Annotated in this window: 21 protein-coding genes and 1 pseudogene; 10 read left to right on the top strand and 12 right to left on the bottom strand. The window is 67.5% G+C overall.

What is annotated here, in order from left to right; all coding sequences use genetic code 11:
• Positions 1-80: 80 nt before the first annotated feature.
• From HUA78_RS44365 to HUA78_RS44355, 3 genes are all read right to left on the bottom strand, one after another.
• Positions 81-1580: a hypothetical protein gene (locus tag HUA78_RS44365; RefSeq protein WP_174459431.1), complete on the bottom strand. Its 1500-nt coding sequence runs from the start codon at positions 1578-1580 to the stop codon at positions 81-83.
• Positions 1581-1660: 80 nt separating this feature from the next.
• Complete coding sequence (locus tag HUA78_RS44360; RefSeq protein WP_174459432.1) at positions 1661-2320, bottom strand: hypothetical protein; 660 nt, start codon at positions 2318-2320, stop codon at positions 1661-1663.
• A 63-nt stretch (positions 2321-2383) separates the two neighbouring features.
• Positions 2384-2833 carry a hypothetical protein gene (locus HUA78_RS44355; protein WP_174459433.1) on the bottom strand — a complete coding sequence of 150 codons (450 nt, stop codon included), beginning with the start codon at positions 2831-2833 and terminating at the stop codon, positions 2384-2386.
• 215 nt (positions 2834-3048) lie between these two features.
• Between HUA78_RS44355 and HUA78_RS44350 the strand changes: the two genes are divergently transcribed.
• The 5 genes from HUA78_RS44350 to HUA78_RS44330 all read left to right on the top strand — a co-directional run bounded on the left by HUA78_RS44350 (position 3049) and on the right by HUA78_RS44330 (position 8170).
• Positions 3049-3801 carry a hypothetical protein gene (locus HUA78_RS44350; protein WP_174459434.1) on the top strand — a complete coding sequence of 251 codons (753 nt, stop codon included), beginning with the start codon at positions 3049-3051 and terminating at the stop codon, positions 3799-3801.
• A 156-nt stretch (positions 3802-3957) separates the two neighbouring features.
• The gene (locus HUA78_RS44345) at positions 3958-4782 is read left to right on the top strand and encodes an SDR family NAD(P)-dependent oxidoreductase (RefSeq protein WP_174459435.1); all 825 of its coding nucleotides are present in this window, start codon (positions 3958-3960) and stop codon (positions 4780-4782) included.
• Between the two features lie 438 nt (positions 4783-5220).
• Positions 5221-6477, top strand: coding sequence for a glycosyltransferase family 4 protein (locus HUA78_RS44340; protein WP_174478972.1), 1257 nt, complete (start codon positions 5221-5223; stop codon positions 6475-6477).
• A gap of 176 nt (positions 6478-6653) precedes the next feature.
• Positions 6654-7520, top strand: a complete 867-nt coding sequence (locus HUA78_RS44335) for a PD40 domain-containing protein (RefSeq protein ID WP_174459437.1) — start codon at positions 6654-6656, stop codon at positions 7518-7520.
• On the top strand, positions 7520-8170 hold the full coding sequence (locus HUA78_RS44330) for a M23 family metallopeptidase (protein WP_254614547.1): 651 nt from the start codon (positions 7520-7522) through the stop codon (positions 8168-8170). Before HUA78_RS44335 ends, HUA78_RS44330 begins: the two co-directional genes overlap by 1 nt.
• Before the next feature lie 53 nt (positions 8171-8223).
• Here HUA78_RS44330 and HUA78_RS44325 read toward each other — a convergent pair whose 3' ends face one another.
• The 5 genes from HUA78_RS44325 to HUA78_RS44305 all read right to left on the bottom strand — a co-directional run bounded on the left by HUA78_RS44325 (position 8224) and on the right by HUA78_RS44305 (position 12281).
• Positions 8224-8571, bottom strand: a complete 348-nt coding sequence (locus HUA78_RS44325) for a hypothetical protein (protein ID WP_174459438.1) — start codon at positions 8569-8571, stop codon at positions 8224-8226.
• A gap of 161 nt (positions 8572-8732) precedes the next feature.
• Positions 8733-9155, bottom strand: a complete 423-nt coding sequence (locus HUA78_RS44320) for a hypothetical protein (protein WP_141647450.1) — start codon at positions 9153-9155, stop codon at positions 8733-8735.
• A gap of 320 nt (positions 9156-9475) precedes the next feature.
• Positions 9476-10954 carry an ammonia-forming cytochrome c nitrite reductase subunit c552 gene (locus HUA78_RS44315; protein WP_174478971.1) on the bottom strand — a complete coding sequence of 493 codons (1479 nt, stop codon included), beginning with the start codon at positions 10952-10954 and terminating at the stop codon, positions 9476-9478.
• A complete protein-coding gene (nrfH, locus tag HUA78_RS44310) occupies positions 10951-11478 on the bottom strand; it encodes a cytochrome c nitrite reductase small subunit (protein ID WP_217442849.1) in 528 nt (175 codons plus the stop codon). Before nrfH ends, HUA78_RS44315 begins: the two co-directional genes overlap by 4 nt.
• Positions 11479-11861: 383 nt before the next feature.
• Positions 11862-12281 (bottom strand): cytochrome c oxidase assembly factor Coa1 family protein, encoded by a 420-nt coding sequence (locus tag HUA78_RS44305; RefSeq protein ID WP_174478969.1) that lies wholly within the window; start codon positions 12279-12281, stop codon positions 11862-11864.
• A gap of 301 nt (positions 12282-12582) precedes the next feature.
• Here HUA78_RS44305 and HUA78_RS44300 point away from each other — a divergent pair, with 301 nt between their 5' ends.
• Entirely contained in the window at positions 12583-15816 is a 3234-nt protein-coding gene (locus HUA78_RS44300) for a hypothetical protein (RefSeq protein WP_174478968.1), read from the top strand.
• Positions 15817-16197: 381 nt separating this feature from the next.
• Here HUA78_RS44300 and HUA78_RS44295 read toward each other — a convergent pair.
• From HUA78_RS44295 to HUA78_RS44285, 3 genes and pseudogenes are all read right to left on the bottom strand, one after another.
• A pseudogene (locus tag HUA78_RS44295) lies at positions 16198-16590 on the bottom strand (lectin ESA-2); the annotation flags it as partial.
• A 437-nt stretch (positions 16591-17027) separates the two neighbouring features.
• The gene (locus HUA78_RS44290) at positions 17028-17645 is read right to left on the bottom strand and encodes a hypothetical protein (RefSeq protein WP_174478967.1); all 618 of its coding nucleotides are present in this window, start codon (positions 17643-17645) and stop codon (positions 17028-17030) included.
• A gap of 36 nt (positions 17646-17681) precedes the next feature.
• A complete protein-coding gene (locus tag HUA78_RS44285; protein WP_141647442.1) occupies positions 17682-18506 on the bottom strand; it encodes a helix-turn-helix transcriptional regulator in 825 nt (274 codons plus the stop codon).
• 261 nt (positions 18507-18767) lie between these two features.
• On the opposite strand from HUA78_RS44285, the gene HUA78_RS44280 reads away from it, so the two are divergent.
• The 3 genes from HUA78_RS44280 to HUA78_RS44270 are packed head-to-tail and all read left to right on the top strand — an operon-like array spanning position 18768 to position 22759.
• On the top strand, positions 18768-18962 hold the full coding sequence (locus tag HUA78_RS44280; protein WP_174462640.1) for a hypothetical protein: 195 nt from the start codon (positions 18768-18770) through the stop codon (positions 18960-18962).
• 57 nt (positions 18963-19019) lie between these two features.
• The gene (locus HUA78_RS44275) at positions 19020-21356 is read left to right on the top strand and encodes a DUF1588 domain-containing protein (RefSeq protein ID WP_174462641.1); all 2337 of its coding nucleotides are present in this window, start codon (positions 19020-19022) and stop codon (positions 21354-21356) included.
• Positions 21357-21361: 5 nt separating this feature from the next.
• Positions 21362-22759: a DUF1552 domain-containing protein gene (locus HUA78_RS44270; protein WP_174468357.1), complete on the top strand. Its 1398-nt coding sequence runs from the start codon at positions 21362-21364 to the stop codon at positions 22757-22759.
• 241 nt (positions 22760-23000) lie between these two features.
• On the opposite strand, the gene HUA78_RS44265 is transcribed toward HUA78_RS44270, so the two are convergent.
• Positions 23001-23360, bottom strand: coding sequence for a DUF1428 domain-containing protein (locus HUA78_RS44265; RefSeq protein WP_141648852.1), 360 nt, complete (start codon positions 23358-23360; stop codon positions 23001-23003).
• A gap of 529 nt (positions 23361-23889) precedes the next feature.
• On the opposite strand from HUA78_RS44265, the gene HUA78_RS44260 reads away from it, so the two are divergent.
• Complete coding sequence (locus HUA78_RS44260) at positions 23890-24366, top strand: hypothetical protein (RefSeq protein ID WP_174478966.1); 477 nt, start codon at positions 23890-23892, stop codon at positions 24364-24366.
• The last annotated feature ends 34 nt before the right edge of the window (positions 24367-24400 follow it).

Here is a 24400-nt window from a genome sequence, read left to right as displayed (position 1 = left end):
GCCTTACCCACGTCGACCGGGAGGGCCGCATCTTCTCCTGCTGCGCACGACTCCGGAGGCCGGGATGGAGACGGGGCGCGTCACTTTCGCGGACAGGACACGAACCACGGCTGATAGGAGCCGGTGTCGTCCACGGCGCGGAAGTAGATGCGATCACCCACGCGGGCGAAGCCATCGGGGATGGATGAAGCAGGACCCGGATGGATGTCCGCGAGGAGCCGGGTCGTCGCGACAGTGCCCTGGGTGAACCAGGGCTCCAGGCTGGTGTGGGTCGTCGACGCGACGAACAGCGCGGCACCGTCACCGGTCGGGAACAAGGGCGAGGCGTACTCATCGCTCAGGCTCAGGGACTCCGAGAGTGGGAGGGTGCCCGCGGCGGTTCCGTTCGAGACCCACAGTGTCGCGGCGCGGGGCGGGGGGCCGGGGCTGGCGATGGCCACGGAGAAGTAGAGCAGGTCCCCGGAGACGGCCATCTGCTGCGGGTAGGGGTAGGCGGCCTCCTGGCCCGCGAACGGATTGGGGAGCGTGGTGACGGAGGCCTTGCCCCCGCCCTGGAGGGACAGACTCTCGATGCGCATCAGCATCGTCGTGCTGTCCACCGAGGACAGGTAGACGGTGTCGTGCAGCGCCCCGAGCAGGTTGACGCTCTTTCCGAACGCGTCCAGCCGGAGGGTGCCCGAGGCCGTGCCGTCCGTCTTCCACACCTCCGTGTTCGCGCCGTCTTTGAACAGGAACAGGCCCACGGCCCCCGCCTGTCCCGTGGTCGTGAGATTGACGACCTGGGCATCGAGCTTCTTGACGAATTGGGTTCCGCTCGCGGTCCCGTCGGTGCGCCACAGCGCGGTGCCCTGCTCGGGCGAGGCCAGGAAGAAGAGCAGGTTGTCGCCCACCCGCAGCGACACGTTGCCAAGAGTCGAGCTCGTCCCGAAGTTCGCGAACCGCACCGTGCCCGAGGCCGTCCCATCCGAGCGCCACAGCTCCACTTGAGGATTGCCGGGCGCGAAGGACCACAGCCGCAGGAAGGTGAGCTGACCGCGCTGCGAGGCGACGGCCGCGAGATACGTGCCCTCGGGGCCGGGCGTGAGGTCCTTGACGAGCCGGGTTCCGGTCTCGGTTCCATCGCTGACCCACAGCTCCCGGCCGGTGGCGGGTTCGTCGAACTGGAAGAAGACCTGGTCGCCCACGGGGAACAGGTTTCTCAGCGCGGGGATGCCGACCGGGGCGGCGGGAAACGACTTCACCGGGACGGTGCCGGCCTCCGTGCCGTTGCTGCGCCACAGGGCCGCGCTGCCGTCGAACAGGTTGGTGGCGAAGTAGAGCTTCCCTCGCACGTCGACGAACGACTCCGGGAAGGGCCCGTTGATGGAGGCCCCGGACCCGGGGGGGATGACGACCTTCAGGCGAGATGCGGCGCCGGGGCACGCGTGGCGCGAGTCCTCGCGAGCGCTCTCGCTCGTGCGGGCCACCGAGGCATTCTCCGGGAGCGGCGTCAGGCCCGCTCCCTGGAGTTCGAGTCGGGTGGGCGCACCACATCCCGCGAGGCCCAACGTCAACAGGACAGACCAATGACTGGCGCTCATCTCATGCTCCTCTCCGGCCCAGAACCGACAGAGGGTGCGATGCGTGACGTCGTTCGCCAATCAGGCCTTGAGATGAGGCCTTATTCGAGAGTGGACAGAGAGCCCTTGGGGGCCTCCACCGGCATGGGATGGCCCGGACGGACGAGGTACCCGACGACCGTCACGGACCCACGAGTGCTGTCTCTGTCGATGCGGGCCATGCTCGGTCCCTTCCACAGGCGCGCCATGGCACCTGGCCGGCCCATGGCCTCCTGGAAGTCTGTCTCCACCGGGAAGTCGACCTCCAGACGGCAGAGCGTCGCGCGACAATCCAAGTCACGCACGGACGCGGTCGCTGGCAGGTGGGACGACAGGTTTTCACGAATCTCCCGCTGCGCTTCAGAGGCCCAACCGCTGTCGGAGGACTCGTGCTCGAAAGTCCGCTCCACGTGGGCGCGCGCGGCATTGGCGTCGAAGGGAACGGCGGCCGGGGGCGGCGGGGGCAGGGGCTCGTCCAACTCGTGGGCGGGTGCGACGGCGGCTGTCGGCGGGGCCTGCCGTACGGGCGCGAGTGTCAACCGGGCCAGGGGCTCGCTTCCACGTGCCGAGGAAACCCGCTGCAGCTTCTCCACGGAGACGGAGACGCGGTCCAGTTCATCCCGAAGGAGGGCCAGTGCTTCGCGTTGATTCTGGGCATGCAGCCCCTGGATGACCAGGCTCCCGACGAGGAGCGTGCCCACGATGATTCTCTCGACTCTCATTGACGCGCTCCGCTCGGAAATGACGGGAACGGCCACACCTGGGCCGTTCCCGTCAGGCAATCCCTACCAGAGAATGCCGTTGACGCCCGCGCCAGGGCCGACGTCGCAGCAGACGAAGAGCTGCCCGTTGCCCGGCACATAGGCGCCGGTCAGGGTGATGTACCGCGCGCCCGATCCGAAGGACGACACGTAGCGCATCCCGGACGTCCAGACGGCGGAGATCGCGTCATCCACACCCGTTGCGTAGCAGCCCACCGTCGCGGACGTGTTCGGCGCGTACGCCACGACATTCACGGTATACGAGCCAGCGGGGTCGACCACCGCCGGGATGCACCAGCTCCTCGTGGTGGAGCAGTTGTTGCGAGCGGAGCCGTAGTAGTTGCTGAAGCAACCAGCATCCGCCGGATTGTAGGGACTGCCAAGGAAGCCAGACGCGGCGCGCGCGAACGCCGCTCCCGGGACTGCCATCGACAACAGGACTGCACCCGCGACAAGGGGACGAATCGAGGACATGGGACCTCCAGGAAAGAGAGACACTTCGATAGGCCTACAGCTCGAGTGCGAATTGCCCGCTCGAATACTCACGACAAGCCAGAGGCGGGGGCGCCATGTGAGGGCATCGCATCTGCTTGTCATCGAACGAGGGCGACGGGATTCCTTCGCCATCCGTGTCCAGCACCTCGACACCCCGAGCTGGATCCACTCTGATGGCGGCAGAGGTGGAGCACATGAGGAAGCAGGGCTTTGTCATCGGTGCTGCGTCGGCGGCCGTCCTTCTCGCGGCCACGGGATGGGCGGGCGAGGAGAAGTCCACCCAGGAGGCCGAAGTCGCCTGCGCGGGTGTGCGCCCGCTCACCGAGCAGTTCGTCAACGACGCGGCGCGGCTCGGGCTCAAGGGTGTCGCGACGCGCGAGGACCTGCTCGTCGGAAAGCTGAGCTACCTGCGCGAGCCGCGGGAAGCCGCCGAAGCGGCGAGTGGGATGGTGCTCTTCATCAAGGGCCCGAAGGGCTGGCGCGCGGTGGTTCCCCGCCATGAAGAGGAAGAGGTCGGCTTCTACGTGTCACCTTCGAGTCACAAGGTCATCCTCATCACCCAGCGACAGATGGGAGACCCGGGCCAGTCGTTCACCGTCGTCCGCTCGGACGACGACTTCGTCACCGCGACGTGTGCGACGCTGGGCTTTCCAAGGGAGCTGAACGCGCCCACCTGGAACGGCGAGTATCTCGAAGTCCACGACCTGGACATCAGCGCGCGAGGCCGCGGCGTGCTCGTGGGTTCGGCGGGACTGGAGCGGACCGGCGAAAAGCCTCGCACGCTGTGGTTCTCGTATGCCACGCGGGATGATGGCCGCTCATGGGGTCCGCCGCATCGGCTGGCGAAAGAGCAGGAGGCTCCCCCGGGCATGCTCTCTCCGGCCCGTCTCGTGGATGCCCCCGCCCTGGTGGCGGACCTGCGCGCCTTCGTGGCGGGGCCGCGCTGAGCTGCTGGGCGACCCTCAACACTATTCACACGGCCGCGCCAGGTCGCTCGGCTTTGACTCTTCGGACAGGAGTGGACGCCCAGGCCGAAGCGCCGCGGCGTCAGACCGCCACCGGGCTGTTAGGCTTGTACCTGAAACTTGGAGACAGGAGCCACCATGAAGCTGGTGTCGAGCAGTGCCATCGTGACAGGAGCAGGGCAGGGCATCGGGCTGGGAGTCGCCTCGCGGCTCATGCGAGACGGAGCCAACGTGCTCCTCTTCGGGCGGACCCGGGAGAAGGTGGAGGCGGCCGCCGTGGAGCTCAACCGGGTGGCGGAGGGGCGCACGCGGGCCGTCCCCTTCGCGGGAGATGTGGTCCATGTGGAGGACGTGGCGCGGGCCATCGAGGTTGCGACGCGTGAGTTCGGCCTCCCGGGCATCCTGGTGAACAACGCAGGCTCGGCCACTCTCCGCCCAATCCTGGAGCTGCCGGTGGAGGAGTTCGACCAGGTTCTGGCCATCAACCTCAAGGGCCCTTTCCTGTTCACCCAGGCACTGGCGAAGGCGCTGGTCGCCGCGAAGCAGCCGGGCTCCATCGTCAACATCTCCTCGTTGAACCAGACGGCCGTGACGGACGGGCTCGCCCACTACTGCGCCTCCAAGGCGGGGCTCGCGAACTTCTCGAAGGTCGCGGCCTCGGAGCTGGGGCGGTACAACATCCGCGTGAATGTCGTGGCACCAGGAGCCATCCGCACCCCTCTGGCTGAGGGGGCTGGGCTCCTGACCGGGGCGATGGGGCGGGAGTTTCTTGCCCACACTCCGCTCGGCAAGCCGTGTGGCGAGCCGGAGGACGTGGCAAAGGTGGTGTCGTTCCTCTGCAGCGACCTCGCGTCATGGATTACCGGGGACACCCTCGCGGTTGACGGTGGCAATCACATTCGCGGCCTGCACAGCTATGCGGACACGCTGGGCCTCACCCGTCTCGCGGAAGGCTCCTCCTGACAACGGTTGGAGTCCGTCGTCCTGAGAGCGGAAGCGATGCTCGCCTGAGCTGACCCGCGGCGTCCGTGGTTCAAGGACGCCGCGCGCGCCGGGCCGCCCTCGCGCACGCTCGAGGCTCGCTGCCAACGTCAGGTGCTCATCCCCTCCCTGTCAAAATTGTCAGACGCGCCAGGGCGTTCAGGCACCCCGGGTACCCAACGCCAATGGGCCCTCGCGGCGTGACGACAATGACGGCGCATATTTTCCTGGACATGGATTGACTCTCAGCCGTGTGCCATGGGTGGAGATTGGGGGTAGGCAAGACCCAGGGAGGCACCACATCGCGAGCGCGAATGAGGCCGTCTATTTTTGGTTTGCACTGCACACTTCTCCACCACTTCGGGTCCGTCGTGCTTTGGCTGTTCCATGGCGTGGACACTTCTGGATAGAACGCGGGCCATGACGGTCGCCCCTTTTCGTCTGGGCATGCTCATCCCAGAGTTCCCCACGCAAACCCACGCCTTCTTCTGGCGGGAGATCACCGCCCTGCGCGCCGCTGGCGTCGAGGTACACATCTTCTCCACGCGCCGCCCGGTGGAGGGATGTCCGCATGAATGGGCGGAGCGCGCGGCCTCCGAGACCACGTATCTCTACCCGCCCCGACTCTCGTCGGCGCTGCTTTCGCCTCGGGACTTCCCCGGGATGGCGAAGGCCCTCGCGTATGTCTCCAGGCTCTCGGTGAACGTGAAGCAGAAGGCGAGAGCGCTGGGGATGCTGGCGTGCGCGGTGGACTTCCTCCACTACTCGCGCGAGCGGAAGCTGGACCACATTCATGGCCATTCCGCCGCGGACGCCGCGCACGTGCTCGCGCTCTGCAGAATCCTCGGCGGTCCGCGCTATAGCTTCCACCTCCACGGCGACCTGCCTGTGTATGGAACGGACCACGCCGCGAAGGCCTGGGACGCCACGTTCGTGGCCGCCGCCGCGCGCCCCATGCAGCGCGAACTCATCGAGGACGTGGGGCTGCCGCCGGAGCGTACCTACACCCTGTGGATGGGGGTGGACACCGACCGCTTCGTTCCTCCGCCGCAGCGCGTGGAGTCCCCCCGCGGCCTTCACCTCGTCTCCGTTGGGCGGCTGCACCTCTGCAAGGGCCACGTCCATACCTTCGCCGCACTCCGCAAGGCGTTGGACCGAGGGCTTCGAGCACACCTCACCGTGGGGGGACGGGGGCCGCACGAGCAGGAGATCCGCCAGTCCATTGCCCGCTTCGGGCTGGAGCCGCACGTGAAGCTGGTGGGGCCGCTCGGAGAATCCGCGGTGATCGAGTTGCTGCACGGGGCCGATGCTTTCGTGCTCTCCAGTATTGGTCTCGGCGAGGCCTCTCCCGTCGCGGTCATGGAGGCCATGGCGTGTGGCGTCCCCCCGGTCTGCTCCATCATCGGGGGCACGCCAGACATGATTTCCGACGGGGCGGAGGGCCTGCTGGTGGCCCAGGGGGATGAAGAGGGATTGGCGAACGCGTTCCTCCGGCTCGGGCAGGACGTGGCGCTGCGCGAGCGGATGGCGCGGGCCGCTCGCGAACGGGCCGTGCGCTTCTTTGACTACCGCGAGACGGGCCGTCGACTGCTGGATGCCATTCATGCCTCGCGTGCGCCTCAACGTCAGGCCGCGTGGCAGGGGGCTGCCCCCCGCGCCGATCAAGCGGCGGCCTGAACGCCGCGACCGCGCGGACTGAAAACATCCGCGACCCGAGGAGCCCAGAAACACACCCTGTCTTCAATTTTACGTGCTCAAGCAATCATTGGTTTCCAAGCAACTCGTTCCCGGGCGGTAGGAAAACCCATTCGTCACACATCATCGAATGGGTCACCCCTCACCCCTGGAGCGACATGAGAAGACAATTCCTGGCACTCACCGTGTTGACGCTGGCGGCTGCGAGCGCCTCCGCGGCGGACCGCATGAATCCGGCGGACCTGCGCCGTGTGACGAAGGCGCGTGATTTCATCGCTCCCGCCGTCGCGAAGGAGTTCGGACCCAAGGCCCGGTTCGTCCACCTCTTCGGGCAGGGCAAGGGAATGCTGGCGGGCGTGGTCGCGGAGATTCCCGCCGAGGCGCTGGGCACGGACGAACTGCCGCTGCTGGCCATCGTCCAGTACGACGAGGCCACGGGCGCGGTGCGCGTGGTGGCCCGTGAGTTCAAGTACCGCGAGGCCCGGACGGTAGGCCCCGAGGTGGCATTGCTGGATGGCGAGGGCAACCTGCGCCTGCGCGATGCCAACGGCGGCGAGCGACTGCTGGCTCAGGGTGTGGGCGGAGACTTGTTCCCCACGGCGAAGGGCGACGCCCTGGTGGCCACGCTGGCGATGTCCCGTGGCCCCAAGCACGAGACCTCCGTGGGCATCATCGACATGAAGGGCCGAGTGAAGGTGCTGGCGGATGGCCCCGGCGTGGACGCGACGCCCAGCATCTCTCCGGATGGCAGGACCGTGGTCTTCGTGTCCGGCCGCACCACCGTGGCGTCGTTCTACGTGACGGACGTGGATGGCTCGGCGCCGAAGCAACTCACCAACGTCGGGATGGACAGCACGATGCTGTATGGCGGCCCGCCCAAGGGCTTCGTGCCACCGCCCGTCTCCAGTCATCACATGGAGTGGTTGAGCGACGACGTGCTCCGCTACAACGCGGGCGGCGGTGAGTTCTGGAAGCTGAACGTGCGAACGGGCGCGGCCTCCGCGGACCTGGGAGGTGAGAAGTGATGCGCGCGATGCTGAAGCAGCTCACGGTGGCGCTGGCCTTCTCGCTGCTGGCCCTTCCGGCCCTGTCCTCCGCGCAGACAATGTTCCGCTTTCCCGCGTCGCAGCTCGCGGACCAGTGCGGAAACGGCGGGTGTACCGTGAGCGCGTACAAGGATTACGGTGGCCGGGACTACGCCTGTGGTGGTGTGCGCTACAGCGGCCACACGGGCACGGACTACGCGCTGGTCGGCGGGTTCAGCAAGATGGACTACGGCGTCTGGGCGATGAATGCCGCGCGGGGCTACATCGAGTCCAACGTGGATGGGTACTACGACCGGTGCAACTACTGGAACCAGTCCAACCCCTACGCCGCCTGCGGCCTCTACACGGCCAACTACATCATCATGCGGCACCCTGATAACACCCAGACCTGGTACTGGCACTTGAAGGCCTACACGCAGCAGTTCGCTCGGGGCACGTCGCTCGACTGCGCCTACTGGATTGCGCGAGTGGGCTCGTCGGGTGCCTCCACGGGTCCACACCTGCACTTCGAATACTGGGTGCCGGGCTACGGCACGGATGACCCGTACGCGGGCTCGTGCGGCACGCCGTATACGCGGTGGACGTCGCAGGGTGCGTACCGGGGCCTGCCCGGCATCGCCTGCCAGTAGCGATGTGGATGCGGCCCGCCCACGCAACCAGCGGTGGGCGGGCGCGCGGGGGACTACCGCGTGCAGGTATAGCGAACGATGCAGCCGCCCACGTACACGGGGGTGATGACGCCGTCCTCGCAGAAGCCCGGGGCCGGATAGACCGGGTTCGGACAGATGGCGTTGGCGACAACATGGGGAACACAGTTGAAGCCGATGAGGCACTTGCCCGAATAGATGGGGTAGAGGTCTCCGTCCTCGCACAGCGGAGGCATCACCTCCGGGCAGATGGGATGGCCAACGGGGACGGCGGTCTGGCTCGTCGTGGCCTCCTCCGAGGCCTCCGGGACAGGGGCTTCCGGACCGCAACCGATCAGCGTCAACAGGCCACACACCACTGCAAGACGTCCAAGGCTGTTCATCCAGGCTCTCCGCGTCAGACCCGCCAAAGCGGCGGGATTGGAGAGCGTCTACCAGTCTCGCTGGAGCCTCGCAAACGGGGGGCCGGAGACAGGGACGTGAACGATGCCTGCCAGCGGGTGGAGAGTGCGCGTTGATGCAGCGCATCCACGCGCGGCTGTGTCTAGGGCGCCGGCGTCGGCGCGGTGGGCTCCTTCGCTGACCGCGCTTGCTCGCGCATCAGCGCCTTACGCTCCCGCTGCGCCCGGTCCGCGAGGACGGAGGCTTCAAGTTCATCGGCGAACGGGCAGTTCAAGACTCCCGCATCCTTCGCTGCATCCCGGATGACCCGGCCCTTGCTCCCGGGCTCGACATGGGCGACCGCATTCAGCAACGCCAGGCCGTCCTCGGAGCGAGCGCGCTCGCCGGCCCAGGATGCCGCGATGGTCAGGACGTCCTCCTCCTTGATGGGCAGGTCGCGGGCCTTCGAGCGCTCCACGGAGTGGCAGAGGTTTTCCATGTCACTCTTGTAGCTGGCGCAGCCCGTGGTGAGCACGATGACGGTCAACCCCAGCAAGCAGCGGCGTCGCGATGTCTGACGGTTCATGGCCGTCAGTCTAATCCAAGTGCCGTTCTGTCGGGCGGCGCCAACTGGCCGACGCTACATGCAGTCCCCGCTCAGCGGGCCGATGCTCAAGGGGCCCTCCGTCCAGTCGGAAGAAGATGGAGCGGCTTCTCCTTTGGCCCGTGGAGTGCTCGGACATGTCCTGCCGGGTTTCGAGGACGCGTTTGTCCGCCGCGTCGGAAGCTGCCCGGGTCTCGGGAACCACCGGTCCGACGTGGTGCCAGGCACGTTCTTCGTGATGCCCTTTTCGTTCACGAAGACGGAGATGGCCTTGCCTCCACCGGAGGTGCGTCAACCCGTGGCTACCTGGAGCCCTGCCGCGTGCCCTCGCTCCCGGTGGCCTTGGGGGCTCCCGGGGGCCGCTGGTTCGGCGCGGTGGAGGCTCCACCGCCGGGTCGCAGTGCGTTCTGGCCCAGGCGCGAGAAGTTGATGGAGTTGCTCAGGATGCGCACCGCCTCCTGGTCCGCGTGGAAGCCCATGGAGTTCTCCGCCTCCACGAAGTCCAGGTAGAACTGGGCGCGCTTCTGGAAGTCACGCGCCTTGGCCAGTGCGTCCTCGGGGAGGCCTGCCTTCTGTGCGCTCTCGAGGTCGTGGATGAGGTCCACCAGCGCGTCCATGGCGATGTTGCGTGTCTCGAAGGTGCGCGTCTGGATGGTCTCCACGCGGTCGAGCAGCTCCGCCTCGCTCCACTTGTGGCATGTCTGGCAGGCGCGGTTGATGTTGAGCAGCGGGCTGCGCACGTGGTGGTCGCTGATCTTCATCGCCCCTTCACGCTGGTAGGGCATGTGGCAGTCGGCGCAGGCCACGCCGCTCTTCGCGTGGATGCCCTGGTTGTACATCTCGAACTCGGGGTGCTGTGCCTTGAGCACCTTCGCGCCGGTGAGCTTGTGGGTCCAGTCGGTGTGCCCGTCTTCGTCGTAGTAGGCCATGATCTGGTCGACGTTGATGCCCTTGGCCCAGGGGTAGGTGAGGCGCTTCTCCTTCCCCTTGAAGTAGTACTCGACGTGGCATTGCCCACAGACGTACGTGCGCATCTCCTGGCGGGTGGCGTGCTCATTCACGCGGAAGTCAGGCACGCCCTGGCTGGCCTTGAGCGCGGCGATGCCCTCGATGAAGCCGGGGCGTGTGATGCGCAGCTGCATCGTGGTGGGGTCGTGGCAGTCGATGCAGGACACCGGGTGCTCCACGAGCTTGCGCGCCTCGGCGAAGGGCATCTGGTTCATCTTCTCGAAGCCCTTGATGAGGTCCCCGTCGCCCAGCTTCTTGTAGGGGACGTACACGCTTCCGTGACAGTGGATGCAGGTGCCCGGCTGCTGCGTTACGTGCTGGCGCTCGGTGAAGACCTGGTCCTCGAGCATGTGCGCATGGCCACGCTCCTCGCGGAAGTCGGTGGCGAAGGCATAGCCGCTCCACATGGTGACCAGTCGCGGGTCCTCCTCGAGCCGGCTCTGCGCCACCACCGAGCGCGGGTCCGCCTGGGTGGGCGTGCGCGCCACCGCCTCGCTGCCACCGTAGCGGGTGCGCTGCTGGTCCACCGTGCGCTTGTAGCCGTCGTACTGCAGCGGGAAGTTCTTCCCCCACACGGCGGGGTCGGTGATGGTGTCGTCGAGTTCGACCACCCGGTAGAAGGGGTTCTTCGCCTCCTGCTTGCGCTCCATGATGTTGACCAGGAGCGCGGTGACACCCGCCGCGGCCAGCGCCGCGGCGACAGCGACCGCGACCACGAGTCTGGTGCCGCTGAAGCGTCGGCGCTTCTCCGGAGCCTTCTCGGGCTCGGTCATCGTGCATTCTCCTTACGGATGAGCTCGGGGTTCCCCGAACCTTCGGGGTGGCCCACGGAGTTGTGGCAGGTGAGGCACTGCAGTTGCTCGCTGGGGGCCACCTGCTCGTGGCCCGTGGGGGGCGTTTCAATGGCTTCCACGATGGACCCGTGGCACTTGCGGCAGGCGTTCTCCGTCACCACGCGATTGCCCGGACGCAGGCGGATGGGGTCCGGGAAGGTGCCGGTGGTGAAGTAGTAGGAGTGCCAGAAGCCGTTGCTCGCCTTCGTGTAGTACTTGGGCAGGAAACCCGCGGGCGTATGGCAGTCGTTGCAGGTGGCCACCGCGTGGTGGCTGCTCTTGCGCCAGCCTTCATACTGCTCGTTCATGATGTGGCAGTTGGCGCAGGCGGCCGGGTCGTCTTGCAGGTAGGACGAGCCCTTCGCGTACACGAAGGTGAAGCCGCCGAGGCCAACCGCCACACCGATGGCAATCCCGAGGATCACGGCCAGCACGGTGCGGGAGGCGGAGGGCACGCGGGGCAACCTAGCAATGCTCGTGCTACGCGGAAGTGGGATGTTGCTGTCGCGTGCGGATGGTGAGGCCTGTCGGATTGCCGGAGTGTGGCTCCGGGCGCGGCGCTTCGTGCTGACGCGCAACACTTGCGCGTACGGCGCAGTCTTTGCGCGCCGCGCAGCCTTTGCGCCGCTGGCGCATCGTTCTCGCGAGTGCGTTCTCATGGACCGACTCCCGCGCGTCGCCATCTACCGCGAGGACCGGCGGCGTGACGCTTGAGCAGAGGCTCCGTTCCGTGCTCCAGTTCCTTCCACGCGACTTCACTCATGCGCGTGGAACACCGAGCGCGCGCTCATGCCGTGTCAGCGCTTTCGCGAGAGTCGACGGGGAGTGGAAGGGGACGACGTCAGCCCTACAGTGCCGCGCACCCGTGCGTCTGTATCGCGGCGCCCTCGGTCTCGAGGATTCCCTCCAGCACCCAGAAGCCGTTGATCTTCTCGCCCTGGAAGTGGAGCACTCCACGACCGGTCGACCCCGCCACTGGCATTCGCCAGTCCACCCGGCCAGAGGTCGCGGACCACGCCTGACTCTTCCGAGGGACCTTCAGGTAGCCGTAGGACCAGCCCCACCAGGCCGCGTCGATGGGCTCGCCCAGCAGGTTGCGAGCCTCCGCGCACGCCGCCAGTTTCTCCAGCGCGGCCCGGGGTGCGCCACTCATGCGCAGCCTCATCCGGTCGTACACCTGATAGGCCACCGTGAGGACCAGCAGCGCCAGCACGCCTTGAACCGCGCGTTTCGAGAGGCTGACGGGGCGCGAGGAGGGCCGAGGCATCTGCCCAGTGTCCTCCACAACATCCGGAGCCATCAACCGCGTTCCCATCCAGTCTCGGGAGGAAGGGCAGGGCGAGTCTCCGATGGGCGGGAATGGGCACGCCCGCTCGACATGGCGGCCGGGATGGAGATGGGGCCCGGGAGGCTTCATCCCTCGGCCCGACGGTTTCGTCCCGCCGTAGAGGGGATTGAGCCCTTCCCGCGCAAGACGCCTGTCTCGGCGGCGTAGATAGCCGGGTGGAACCACGAAGTGGCGACAGACCGCACGGCTCGTGGTCTCCGCAGACGGCCGAGGGAGTGACATGCGATTCATGAAGTCGTGGCGGCGCTTGCTCATGGTGGGCACCCTGTTTGTGGTGTGTGCTCCGGGATGTCGACCTGGTCCGGAGGAGGGCGATGCACCGGAGGCGCCTCGCGCGGACCTGGCCCACCAGTCCCAGGAAATCACATGCGGGAGCAGCCAGGTCCCTGTGATGACGAGCGGCACGTTGCCAGTCGGCATCGTGACTCGCTCGGGGGCTTTCGGCCCCGGTTACGAGGCCTGGCTGGCATTCGATGAGGTCGATAGCTCCAGCTCGATGTGGATCTCCGGGCTACAGCAGAGCCCCGCGTGGATTGGCTACGAATGGGCGGACGGCCCGCGGCGAATCATCCGCTACGCCATCCGCTTCTCGAATGGCTCGCTCACGTCTCGCGCGCCCAAGGCCTGGACGCTCCAGGGCTGGAACGGCTCGCAGTGGGTGGTGGTGGATACCCGAACCAACGAAGTGAACTGGGGGGGCACGGAGCGCCGTGTGTACACCCTGGCGGCCACCGCGACCTACCCGAAGTTCCGCCTCAACGTGACGGATGACAATGATTCGCGCGCGGGCATCGAGGTTGTTTCGATAGGGCGGCTCGAACTGCTCGGCTGTCTGCCGGATACGACGCCCCCCACGGCGCCTGTCCTCACGCACTTCACCCCGGCCCCACCGTCCACCACTTCGAACCCCAATCTGATTGGAAACGCGGAGACCGGGTCGACGGTGCGCGTCTACCCCAACGCCAACTGCTCGGGGACGCCATCGGTCTCGGTCACCGCGGGAACGGAGCAGCTCTTCCTGGCGGTCGTCCCCGTGAATCCCAACGCGACGACGGTCTTCACCGCCACGGCGACGGACTCCTCCGGGAATGTGTCCGCATGCTCGCAACTCCTGAGCTACGTGCATGACAGCATGGCTCCGGCGGCGCCCGTGATGACGGGCTTCCAACCCGTGTCACCGGGCAACTCATTGACGCCCCAGGCGCGCGGCACCGCGGAGAAGGGGAGCACGGTTCAGGTCTTCAAGGGCTCGGGCTGTGTGGCGCCCGTCGTGGTGAGCGCCGTGGCGGATGCCTCCACGGGCGCGTTCTCTGCTTCCGTGACTGTCACGGCCAACACGACGACGAGTTTCTCCGCGCGGGCCGTGGACCTGGCGGGGAATGTGTCGGCGTGTGCCACCGCCATCAGCTACGTGCAGGACAGCGTTGCCCCGGCGGTGCCTGTGCTGACGGGGTTCCAGCCGGTGTCTCCGGGCAACTCGCTCACGCCTCAGGTGCGCGGCACCGCGGAGAAGGGAGGCACCGTTCAAGTCTTCAAGGGCTCGGGCTGCGTGGCGCCTGTCGCGGTGAGCGCCGTGGCGGATGCCTCCACGGGCGCGTTCTCTGCTTCCGTGACTGTCACGGCCAACACGGTGACGGATATCTCCGCGCGGGCCATGGACCCTGCGGGGAACGTGTCGGCGTGTTCGACGGCCATCAGTTACCGGCACGACGGCATCGCCCCTCCCGCGCCTCGGTTCATGCCGGGCTTCATTCCCGTCGATGGGAACGCTACCGGGGGGCTGGTCCGCGCGATGGGGGAGGTGGACTCGCGAGTCACGCTTTTCATGGATGCTGCGTGCGCCACCTTGTTCTCGCCATCAGGTCCCTTCGTGGTGGGCGTGGATGGCTCGGTGACGATGGCGCTGACGCCGGGCCAGCGGCTCGGGCCGCTGTTCGCGGATGCGCGCGACGTGGTGGGCAATCGCTCCGCATGTGTTCCGGTGCCGGTGGGCTGCGACATGGGCTTCGCGGACTGCGACGGGAATCCGGCCAACGGGTGTGAGGGGGACCTGCTCGCGGACGAGGCGAACTGCGGGGCCTGCGGCACCGTGTGCGCTGGCGCTCCGTCTGCCCGTGCCGTGTGCGGCGCGGGGACTTGCGGGCTGGGCTGTGTGGTGGGCACGTTCGATTGTGACGGCAGCGCGGCCAACGGCTGCGAGTCCCCCAGTGCGTGCGCGCCGTTGGCGTGTGGCGTGGACATCTCGTCCGAGCTGATGATCACCGACCTCTCCGTGGTCGATGACCCCTTGAGGACCACGGGTGACGGTGTGTGGACCTTCGGTCACCTCATGCGCGAGATGAACGGCGGGCAGGACCCGTCGGACCTGGTCCGCGACTGGTTGTCCACCTGGATGTCGGACCAGTTCATCGGTGCGACGGAGGTCGGGGCGCGGCCCAACATGGCGGGGATGGTGCTGCAGCCGTGGGAGAACAGCAGTGGGCCGGGACCCTCCCTGGACTTCAACGTGGCCCCGTTCCGTCTGCTGGCCATCGTCAACCGGATGGACTTGCGCAAGGAGGGCGAGTTCGCGGGCGAGGGGCGCTTCGTGTTTGGCGTGACGGACCCCAACGGCCATCCGCTGCCGTTCACCGTCATCCTGGAATACATCCTGCCCGGGGGCTCACCGGATGAGTTCCAGCGCTGGGCGCGGGACTGGCACGAGTTGGGGCGCATCGGTGTCGGGAGCCCCGGCTACAACGAGAAGCTCGAGGCCCTCACGAGCCGCTTCACGAAGTCCTTCGTCGCGCGGGGCGCGCACCTGGGCAGCGCCATCCACCAGGTCCGCACCAACGAGAACGCGTTGGTGCCGCTCTGGGAGCTGCGTGAGTTTCACCTGGGCCCTGGAGGGTTGATGCCCGCGCACGTCGCGCTCTCGCCCACCCTGTTCTGGGACGGCTCGCGCACCCTGGCGGACTATGTCAACCTGAACCTGTCCTCCATCCTCACGGAGACGCACACCGTCCCGGAGTTCTTCGAGAACCAACCCCTGCTCGCGGGCTCCGCGTTTACGTTCCCCAACTTCGCGTGGGCCGTGCCGCAGGTCTCCACCGAGGCGCGCCACAAGTTCTCGTTGAACACCTGCAGTGGCTGTCACGGAGGGGAGACGGGCACCGTCTTCTTGCACGTGCACCCTCGCGCCGAGGGAGTGTCGTCGGCCTTGTCTCCCTTCCTCGTGACGTCTGGGCCCATTCCGGATCGGTTCGACCCCTCCGTGACGCGAACCTTCGCGGACCTGGTTCGGCGCCAGGCGGACATGACGTCGCTCGTGTGTGGCGTGCCAGTGGCGAATCCTCTCGCTCGGGCAATGGAGACCCTGGGCACGTCGATGCTCTCGGGTTCGAGTGAATCGGTCCGGCCCGCGGTGCCTGGCTTCCCGCCGCCCTCCAACCTGCCGGCGGGTCGCGTCCACTGAGGTGAGCCGTCGCTGAACGCAGCGGTCGGGGCAGGGCGCCGCGTGCATCGGGCGCCCTGTGGGGGCATGGAGCCAGCCGTGGACCTCAGGATGCGGCGCGTCGTGAGCCGTTGTTCGCTCGTTGATTGCCTCGCATATCCCGACTCAGTCAACAGGGCCCCCACCGCGCTGATGCGTCATACTCCACGAGCAAGTCCTACTCGTTTCAAGTAGCGCATGGAGGCCGACATCAACAATGGCGGCTTCATGCAGTTCTTCTGCAGGAAGTATCCATCGCCTCTCATGACCACGATTCGATGAGGGAGCCCTTCAGGGGACTCCAACTCAGTGAAGGGCGGGCCCTGGACGTGGGCCCGCCGGGAAGTGTCATCGGGTGCGGCGTCAGCCCATGTTGCCGCGGAAGCCGATGGGGCCCTCACCGTTGTACGTCATGGTCCCGGTCAGTGACTCCCCGCTGTTGCCGGAGGTCAGGTCGAGGGCGATGACGTTCTGCCCCTGCCGGGAGCCGAGGACGAAGGTGCCACCTGGATTCCAGGGCGCGGTCGGCCCACCCCACTGATTCTCCACCACGTAGTTGTTCGGGCTGGTGAGGGTGGCGCGGAAGGCGATAGGCCCCTCGCCGTTGTAGGTCATGCTCCCGGTCAGCGTCTGGCCGCCATCGTTGGAGGTGACCTTCATCGCGACGACGTTCTGCTTCTCGCGGCCGCCAATCACCCAGTTGCCCCCCGGATTCCAAGGAGCCGACGAGCCACCCCATTGGTTCTGGACCTTGTAATTAGACATGCCTGGCATTCCTTTGTTTGTGGGTCGGATGCCCAAGGGCAGTCCTCAGTGCGATTTCAGTCCGGGCGGGGGCGGCTGGGCTGCCTTCGGGTGCGCGGAGAATAAGTCGGTGAGCGCCTGGGATTGATGTGAAAGTCGTCGAGTGTCGATGTGTGGTCGATTGGTATGTGATTGTGTCTAGCCCTCAGGTCCCGGGTCTCTGGGCGAAATGCGGCATCGTCATGGCGCGCGCCGTCGCCAAGGTGTGTCAGGTTCCGAGCCGGGCAGACTGGACGGGCACGTACCGTCAGGTCCAGGTGTTCGATGTCGGAGAAGAGGCAGAGGCGGCGGCGACGTCGCTTCAGCCCTGCGTTCATGATGTTCCACCCGCATATCCTCAGCCGTGCCCTCGGTCGGCAGGGCCCGCCTCGGAAGCCAGCCGTGCTGCCTCAATCGGTGACTGCGCCTTGCTTCGTCCTGCCGGCCGCCGCGTCGACCCGCGTGTCCTGGGCGATCCAGTTCACCTCCCAGGTCTTGCCTCCGTCGTCAGAGAAGGCCTGCTCGAAGCGGACGGAAGTAGGCGTCACGTTCGAGATGACGAAGCGCACCAGGATGGCGCGCCCGTCGAGCTGCTCCTGGGCGTAGAACTCACCGCGTCCTTCCTTGAACTCGCCCACGGTCGGCACGGCGAGAGTGCCATCGCGGCTGTTCGCGAAGTGCAGGCTCCACTGGCGCGTCCGCGGATTGTACAGGCGCAGGTTGAGGCCCTCGAAGCGCCCACCCTCGCCGTCGGCCACGAGCTCCACGAGGTTGCCGCGGCCGTTCCACACCTTGCGCACGACAGTGGTCCCATTCATCTCCACCCAGGTGTTCGAGCCCGTCAGCGGGCGCAGGCGCCGCTTCAGCTGCGTGCGCCAGGTGCCGATCTCGAAGTCGAAGTCGCGCTGGCCATCGCGCGGGGCAGGCGCAGAGGCTTCGCGCTCCTGGGCAAGCCCCGGGAGTGGGTACAACACGAGTGCGGGCAAGCAGGCGAAGAGCAGCGGCCGGAGCAGGTGGAGGGGGTTCATGCACGCGAAGCTAGAGGCGTGCGCGCCGCCCCGCTGTCAGGAACCTGCGCGGACCTGCTGCAGCTCCGCACGCAGGCGCGCGGGGCTGCTCCCCAGCACCTGGCGCACGCTCTGCGAGAGGTGGCTGTGGTGCGAGAAGCCCAGCTCCAGTGCGAGCCGCGCGAGGTCCTGCTCGCCCTCCGCGAGCCGCTGCAGCGCCGTGAGCACCCGCAGCTGGCGGCGGTAGGCGCGCAGGGACAGCCCCGTCTCCGCGTGGAAGAGGCGCATGAGGTGGAAGGGTGAGCAGCGGGCCTCCTGCGCCACGGTGTCGAGCGAGAGGTTCGCTGAGAGCTGGGCCGCGAGCAGTGCGCGCACGCGGCCGACCGTGCGGCGCCGTGCGCCCCGGTCTCCGCGCGCAGGGGCCTCCGCGCGCTGCCTGTCCGAAGCGGCCACCTCGAGCAGTGCGAACACCGTCTCCTCACGCGAGAGCCGGTCTCCGCGTGGGTCGCGCAGGGCGGCACACACGCGCGCGTGGCGCAGGTGCACCGCGGCGCTCAGCCCCAGCTCCGGATGGTCCGGGCCACGCCGGCCCCACAGCTCGTCGAAGAGTTCCGGTGCGAGCTTGATGACCGTCGCATCGTCTCCCTCCGCGCCCGGATGGCCGACCCGGTAGTCCACGCGCGGGTGGTGCAGCAGTGCGGTGCAGGGGTCCGCGACGAAGCGCCGGAGCCCCCGGTGGTAGCTGAAGCAGCCGCGGCGCAGCAGCACCAGGTGTCCCGGGTCCCCGCCTCGCTCCTCCGCGGGCCCCGCGCGCGGATGCCGGCAGCGCGAATCGAGCACGCGGAACTGCTCGGACTCGAGGAGGGTCAGCAACTGGGCCATGGGTCTCCACCATCCTCCCGGGCGGGGCGCGTGTGAAGCCCGCCGGCAGGCCTACGCGTCGCGCGCTGGCCCTTCGCCACGTCCAGCTGCGCGAGCAGGTCTGCCCCCAGCACGAAGAAGCGGATGGCCGAGCGGCTCGATCCAACCGGCCCAGGCTCCTGCCACACACCCGATGGGAGCGCGGCCTGTCAACGGGACGCGAGGATGCCGTCCGGGCTGCACTGACCCCTCTGGGGCAGCGTCCAGTCCGAGGGCCAGATCATGAAGCTCAACCTTCCCGAGCGTCAGCTGTGTGGCCGCGCCAGCTTCGACCTGCTGCGTTGTCGCGTGCTGCTCACAGTCGCGCCCCTGAGAATCCTCTGCACGGTGCTGGCGGCCACGCCGCGCGGGATGGACTGCGTGGTGGCCGAGCGCGTGCTGAACCGGCGGTACCACGGGGCGCCCGCTCAGGTCTGAGCCCGATTGGCAGAACCTGCTTGCTATCCCACCGGTCGTCCGATTCAGACTGTCCGTATGAACCGTATCCTCCTGCTGGCCGGATTGCTGAGCCTCGTTGCGTGCAAGGGCTCCATCACGCCAGGCACCGACCCCGGAGACCCCAACAACCCCGGTGGTCCCGGGGGGCCAGGTGGTCCCGGGGGGGGCTTGGGGGCCGCGTGCGTGGTGCAGTCGGTGCTCACCGATCGTTGCGCCACCTGTCACGGCGCGCTGCCAACCCAGGGGGCGACGATGCCGCTGCGCACCCTGCACGACATGCGGGTGAGCTCGGCGATGGATGGGAGCCTCAGCAACGCCCGGCGCGCGCTCATCCGCATGCGCGACGACGCGTCTCCGATGCCGCCGGCCCCGCATGCGCGTGCGAGCGCAGCTGAGCTCACCGCGCTCGAGACCTGGATCGGGGAGGGGATGCCCCTCTGCAGTGGCACGGGCAGCCCACCCGTGACGGTGGTTTCCGAGCCCAACCTGCTCGATCAGTCCACGCTCTTCAGCTGCACCGAGGGCGTGCGCTCGGATGCGTCGACGCGCATCCGCCGCATGAACCGGCGCGAGTTCACCCGCAACGTTGGTGGCTCGGTCGAGCGCAGCTGGACCGGGTTCAGCTTCTACGACAACCCGCTCGATCCCAGCGCCATCGAGCAGTACAGCTCCTGGGCCACGGACGAGACGCTGGACGAGGCCACGGTGGAGCTCTTCCTGCCGGTGGTCGGCGAGGCCGCCGCGCCGTGGACGATGAACTACCCGGACGGCAACCGGATGGAGCGTGTCTACACCGACAGGCGCTTCAACTGCATGTTCGTCGACGCGAACCCGAGCGACACCTGCAAGCGCTTCCACCTCGGCCAGATGCTCGAGTTCGGCGTCTTCTTCCGCCCGCCCACGGAGGATGAGCTCACCCGCCTCACCGCCTTCGCGACCGAGGTCATCGCGCAGGAGCCGAGCAACTCCCCGACAAACCGCGCGGCCTCCATCACGCGGATCTCCAACGCCGCGTGGATGATGACCGGCGCCGTGTTCCGCCGCGAGATGGGCGGCGAGCCGGCCGACGGTCGCGTGGAGCTGACCAGCCTCGAGCTGGGCTCTCAGCTGGCCTACGCGCTGGCGGGGCGGGCGCCCTCGGCCACGCCGAGCTTCGTGTACCCTCACTACTCCGCGCCCCTCGAGGGGCATCTGGCGGACGTGGCCACCGCCGCGAAGGACGGCTCGCTCATGCAGGATGCGACGACCACCGCCCTGATCGAGAAGTACCTGGGCGGAGTCGACGCCAACCAGAACGGGACGCCGCGCTTCGATCTGGTGCAGGACTACAACGAGGAGCAGCGCTCCAAGCGCGGGCAGTACTGGCTGGGTGACGGCGTCGCGGGTTTCTTCCGCGAGTGGCTCGGCTACGAGCACGTGTCCGCGGTGTTCAAGGAGTCTCCGGCGGCGACCTCGCGCTTCGAAATCGAGGGGCTCGGCTACATCAGCGCGGTCTCGTACGACAACCTGCTCACCAACTTCCATCCGCTGGAGCCGACCTTCATCCAGCAGTTCGACGATCTGATCGCGCGGGTGGTCATCGAGGATCAGGACGTGCTGGCGAATCTGCTCACCACGCGCACCTTCTACGTACCCTCCATGCAGCACGCGGCGTACGATTCGCACAAGGGCCTCTCGCACCCCTACAACGTCAGCGAGATTCTCCCGGCGACCGTCGCGGGCCGCTGGAAGACGCTGCCCGCCACCGAGCGCGCGGGCGTGCTGACCCACCCGGTGTGGCTGGCCGCGCACGGAGGCAACTTCGAGGATGATCCATCCATCGTCCACCGCGGCAAGTGGGTGCGAGAGAACCTCCTGTGCGGCTTCGTCCCGCCGCTCAGCAGCGTGCAGGTGGCAGCCCAGGTCGGCGCTCACGCGGCCGACAAGAACGCTCGCCGCCGCCTGCAGGAGGCGACCGCCGGATCGCAGTGTCAGGGCTGTCACCGCCTGATGGAGCCGCTCGGTCTGCCCTTCGAGATCTACAACCACGCGGGCTTCCTGCGCGCGCGGGATCACTCGCCCAGCGGAGGCTGGACCACGCCGGATGGAAGCTCGACGCTCACGTCGATGCCGGACCCCGCGCTGAACGGCACGGTGCGCGACGCGGTGGAGCTGAGCGAGCGCCTGGCGACCTCGCGGCACGTGAAACGCTGCTTCATGCGACAGGCCTTCCGCTACTTCATGGGCCGCCCGGAGAACCCGAGCGACGCCTGCACGCTGACGCAAATGGAGCAGGCCTATGATCAGAACAACGGCTCGTTCTCCAAGATGCTGACCACGTTGATGACCAGTGACACCTGGAAGACGCGGCGCGTGCCGCAGGCTGGAGAGTGACTGCCATGTTCTCGCGACGAACCGTCCTGAAGGGCATGGCCGCCGGCCTCTTCGCGCCCTACTTCCACGACGTCTACGCCCAGTCGTCAGCGCGGCCGGCGCGTCTGGTGCTGGTCCTCGAATGCAATGGCGTCTACCCCCGCGCGCTCCTGAGCACGGGCACCCGCACGGCGCTGGGTGGACGCGCCAACACCTCCGATCGCCTCTTCTGGGACGCGTACAAGGACGCGCCGCTGGTTCGTGAGGGCGACAATCTCGCCAGTGCCATCAGCCTCGGGCCGCTGGCGGCGTCTTCCGGCAACATCGACCTGGTGAACCGCTCCGCCGTGCTGCTGGGGCTCTCGAGCCTCATCGCGGGCGGCGGGCACTCCAGCGGGACGGGTGGGCTGAGCTGCGCGGTGAACGGCGCGGGCGCGACCTTCGACGCGGTGATCGCCCCTCGTCTGCGTCGTGGTGCACCGTTCGACGTGCTGCGCCTGGGCACCAGCTCCGCGCGGGTGTCGATTGTCTACGAGACCTGCGCGCTCGGGCCGCGCAAGCCCGCGGGCATCATCGTCAACCCGTCGCTCGCGTTCGACAGCACCTTCGGCTCGTTGCTCGGCGGCTCGACGAATGGGCGCGATCGCAAGATGCTCTTCGACTTCGCGCTGGCCGACTCGCGCAAGGCGCTGGCGGAGTTCAGCGGCAACTCCAACGAGCGGCTGAAACTGGAGCGCTACCTCTCCTCGCTCGAATCGCTGCGCACGCGGGAGGATCAGCTCGCGGGCATGGCGGACCGCGTGCGGCCCTACCTGCCGCTGGCGCCGAAGGACAACCCGCTCATCACTGGCGCGGGCTCACCGCCCGACTCGCTGAAGTGGTTCGAGGCGCAGTTCCAGATCGCCACGGCATCCCTCCTGGGTGGGCTGACGAACACGGTGGTACTGGCGACGGGCACCTCGGGTTTTGACGTGGCCTACGGCCCGGACGTGGCCGACATCGCGCGACACAGCCTGCAGCACGGCCTGGATGCCGGGCAGAACTGGGATCGCGTCGCGGAGGTCACCCGCCGCCACGTGCAGTTGGTGGCGAACCTGGCGAGGACGCTGGCTGCTACGCCAGAGGTCGGCGCGAGCGGCTCGATGCTGGACCACACCGCGATTGTCTTCATGTCCGACAACGGCGAGCAGCACCACTCGACCTCGCGTGAGTGGCCGAAGCTCGTGGTGGGTGGCAACGCGCTGGGCCTGAAGACCGACGGGCGCACAGTGGTGTACCCGAAGTACGACGCGGCCCGGAACCGGCAAGTCTCCAACCTCTTCAACACGCTTGGCCACGCGTTCGGAGATGCGGACTTCAACACCTTCGGGCAAGAGGGCAGCACGCGCATCGCGCCGGGACCGCTGAGCGAGCTGTATGGCTGAGCCGCGAGAGCGGGCTGGGCGGGTGTGACGCCGCCACGGGCGCCCAACAGGAAGCGGCGCGGTGCCCTCCATTCGTGGAGTGCCAGCCGCGCCGCTCGGGTGCCTCGAGTGTGAAGGCAGGCTGCAGTGGACTCGCGCCAGCGAGCATGGAGAGGGCGGCCTGTACACGCTCCTGCTCAAGGTGGGCGCAGAGGGCGCGCGGGGACGGATTTTGACCTGAGTCCCCGCGGGCCGGCCCGGGTTACTTGTCCAGCACCACTACCGGCGCGAAGCCGCCGTAGATCATCCGCGCGCCGTCGAAGGGCATCGGGTTCTGCTCGGGGCTCATGCTTGGGTCCTTCATCATCTTCTCCATGCCAGCGTCGCGCGTGGCCTTGTCGGGCCATTCAATCCACGAGAAGACCACCGTCTCATCGTCCTTGGCCTGCACGGCCCTGCGGAAGTCGGTGAGCTTGCCGCTCGGCACGTCGTCTCCCCAGCACTCCAGCACGCGGAGGGCACCGTACCCGATGAAGGCGGGGTCGCCCTTGCGGGCATGTGCGATGAACTTCTCCTTGTTCGCGGTCGGCACGGCGATGACGAAACCATCGATATAAGACATGGGATGCTCCTCTGAGAATGAGAGGACGCCGGCAGGGCGCCTTCAAGAGCGCGACGATTGGGCGGTACGGGGATCGACATGAAGCGCTCCGCGGACTCGTGAATCTGGCGACGACGACGCCACCGCGCGCCATTCCGGAGTCAGTGGACGGAGCCCTGGCTGGGGAGCCCACGGCCTGCCGAACCGGCGACTTCCCGTCCAAGGGGCGTACCGGACACCTGGGTCTGGGGGCACTCGTCGTGACGGCTCCCCTGCGACGTGGGCCTTGAGGCTTCCTGTTCAGTCCGGTGTCCCCCGGAGGGGGCGCGTCGCGGACGTGACGCCGTACTTCAAGCCCTGGAACCATCTCCAGAATGCGATTCGGGGACGCCTGGAGGCCAGCCGAGTTCTGTCGAGCGGAAATTGTCAGCAGCCATGCTCGGCCCTCAGCACCAGCCCAACCCTCAACACAGCTCCTATTCGTCTTCCGCTCGTTTCCTGCTCACGGTTGGTTCTTCATTCTCCTTGATGTGACAATCACGGGCCGCCCATGTTGAAACGCGACGACGTCATCCACGGAATTGACCTCGCCTTCAGGGATGCGGCCAGTCCACGAACCGTGGAAGAGCTTGCACCGCCGGGCATCGAAGCCAAGTACGTTGTCGACCACTTCTTCGGCAAGATGCGGCGCGACGTGGAATCCCAGCCATTCCCTGGCTCGCTGTACATGGAAGACTTCTCGTACATGACGGACGCCGCCGTCCTGTACTACCTGCCTTCGGTTCTCCGCGTCATGCTGGCGAATTCGACCGACTTCGAGCTGTGGATTCATCTCCACGGCTTTCTTTGTCGCATTGATGGTGACTATCCGGCCCCTGTGTTGACGACGCTCAGCGTCGCGCAGCGCAAGGCGATTGCGGACTGGGCAGACACTCTCAGCCAAGAGTGGGCATCGTCGAAGTGGATGTCGCGGTTCTCCAAAAAGTCCGCCCAGCTGGCTCGGACTTATCGCTCAGAAGGAACCTGAGCTTGTGTAGGACGGCGACGTTTGACGGCGGAGC

This window comes from Myxococcus sp. CA033 (assembly GCF_013336625.1).
GTDB lineage: Bacteria > Myxococcota > Myxococcia > Myxococcales > Myxococcaceae > Myxococcus > Myxococcus llanfairpwllgwyngyllgogerychwyrndrobwllllantysiliogogogochensis.
The sequence above is the reverse complement of the archived record's forward strand: the minus strand, read 5'-3'. Positions and strand labels throughout refer to the sequence as shown.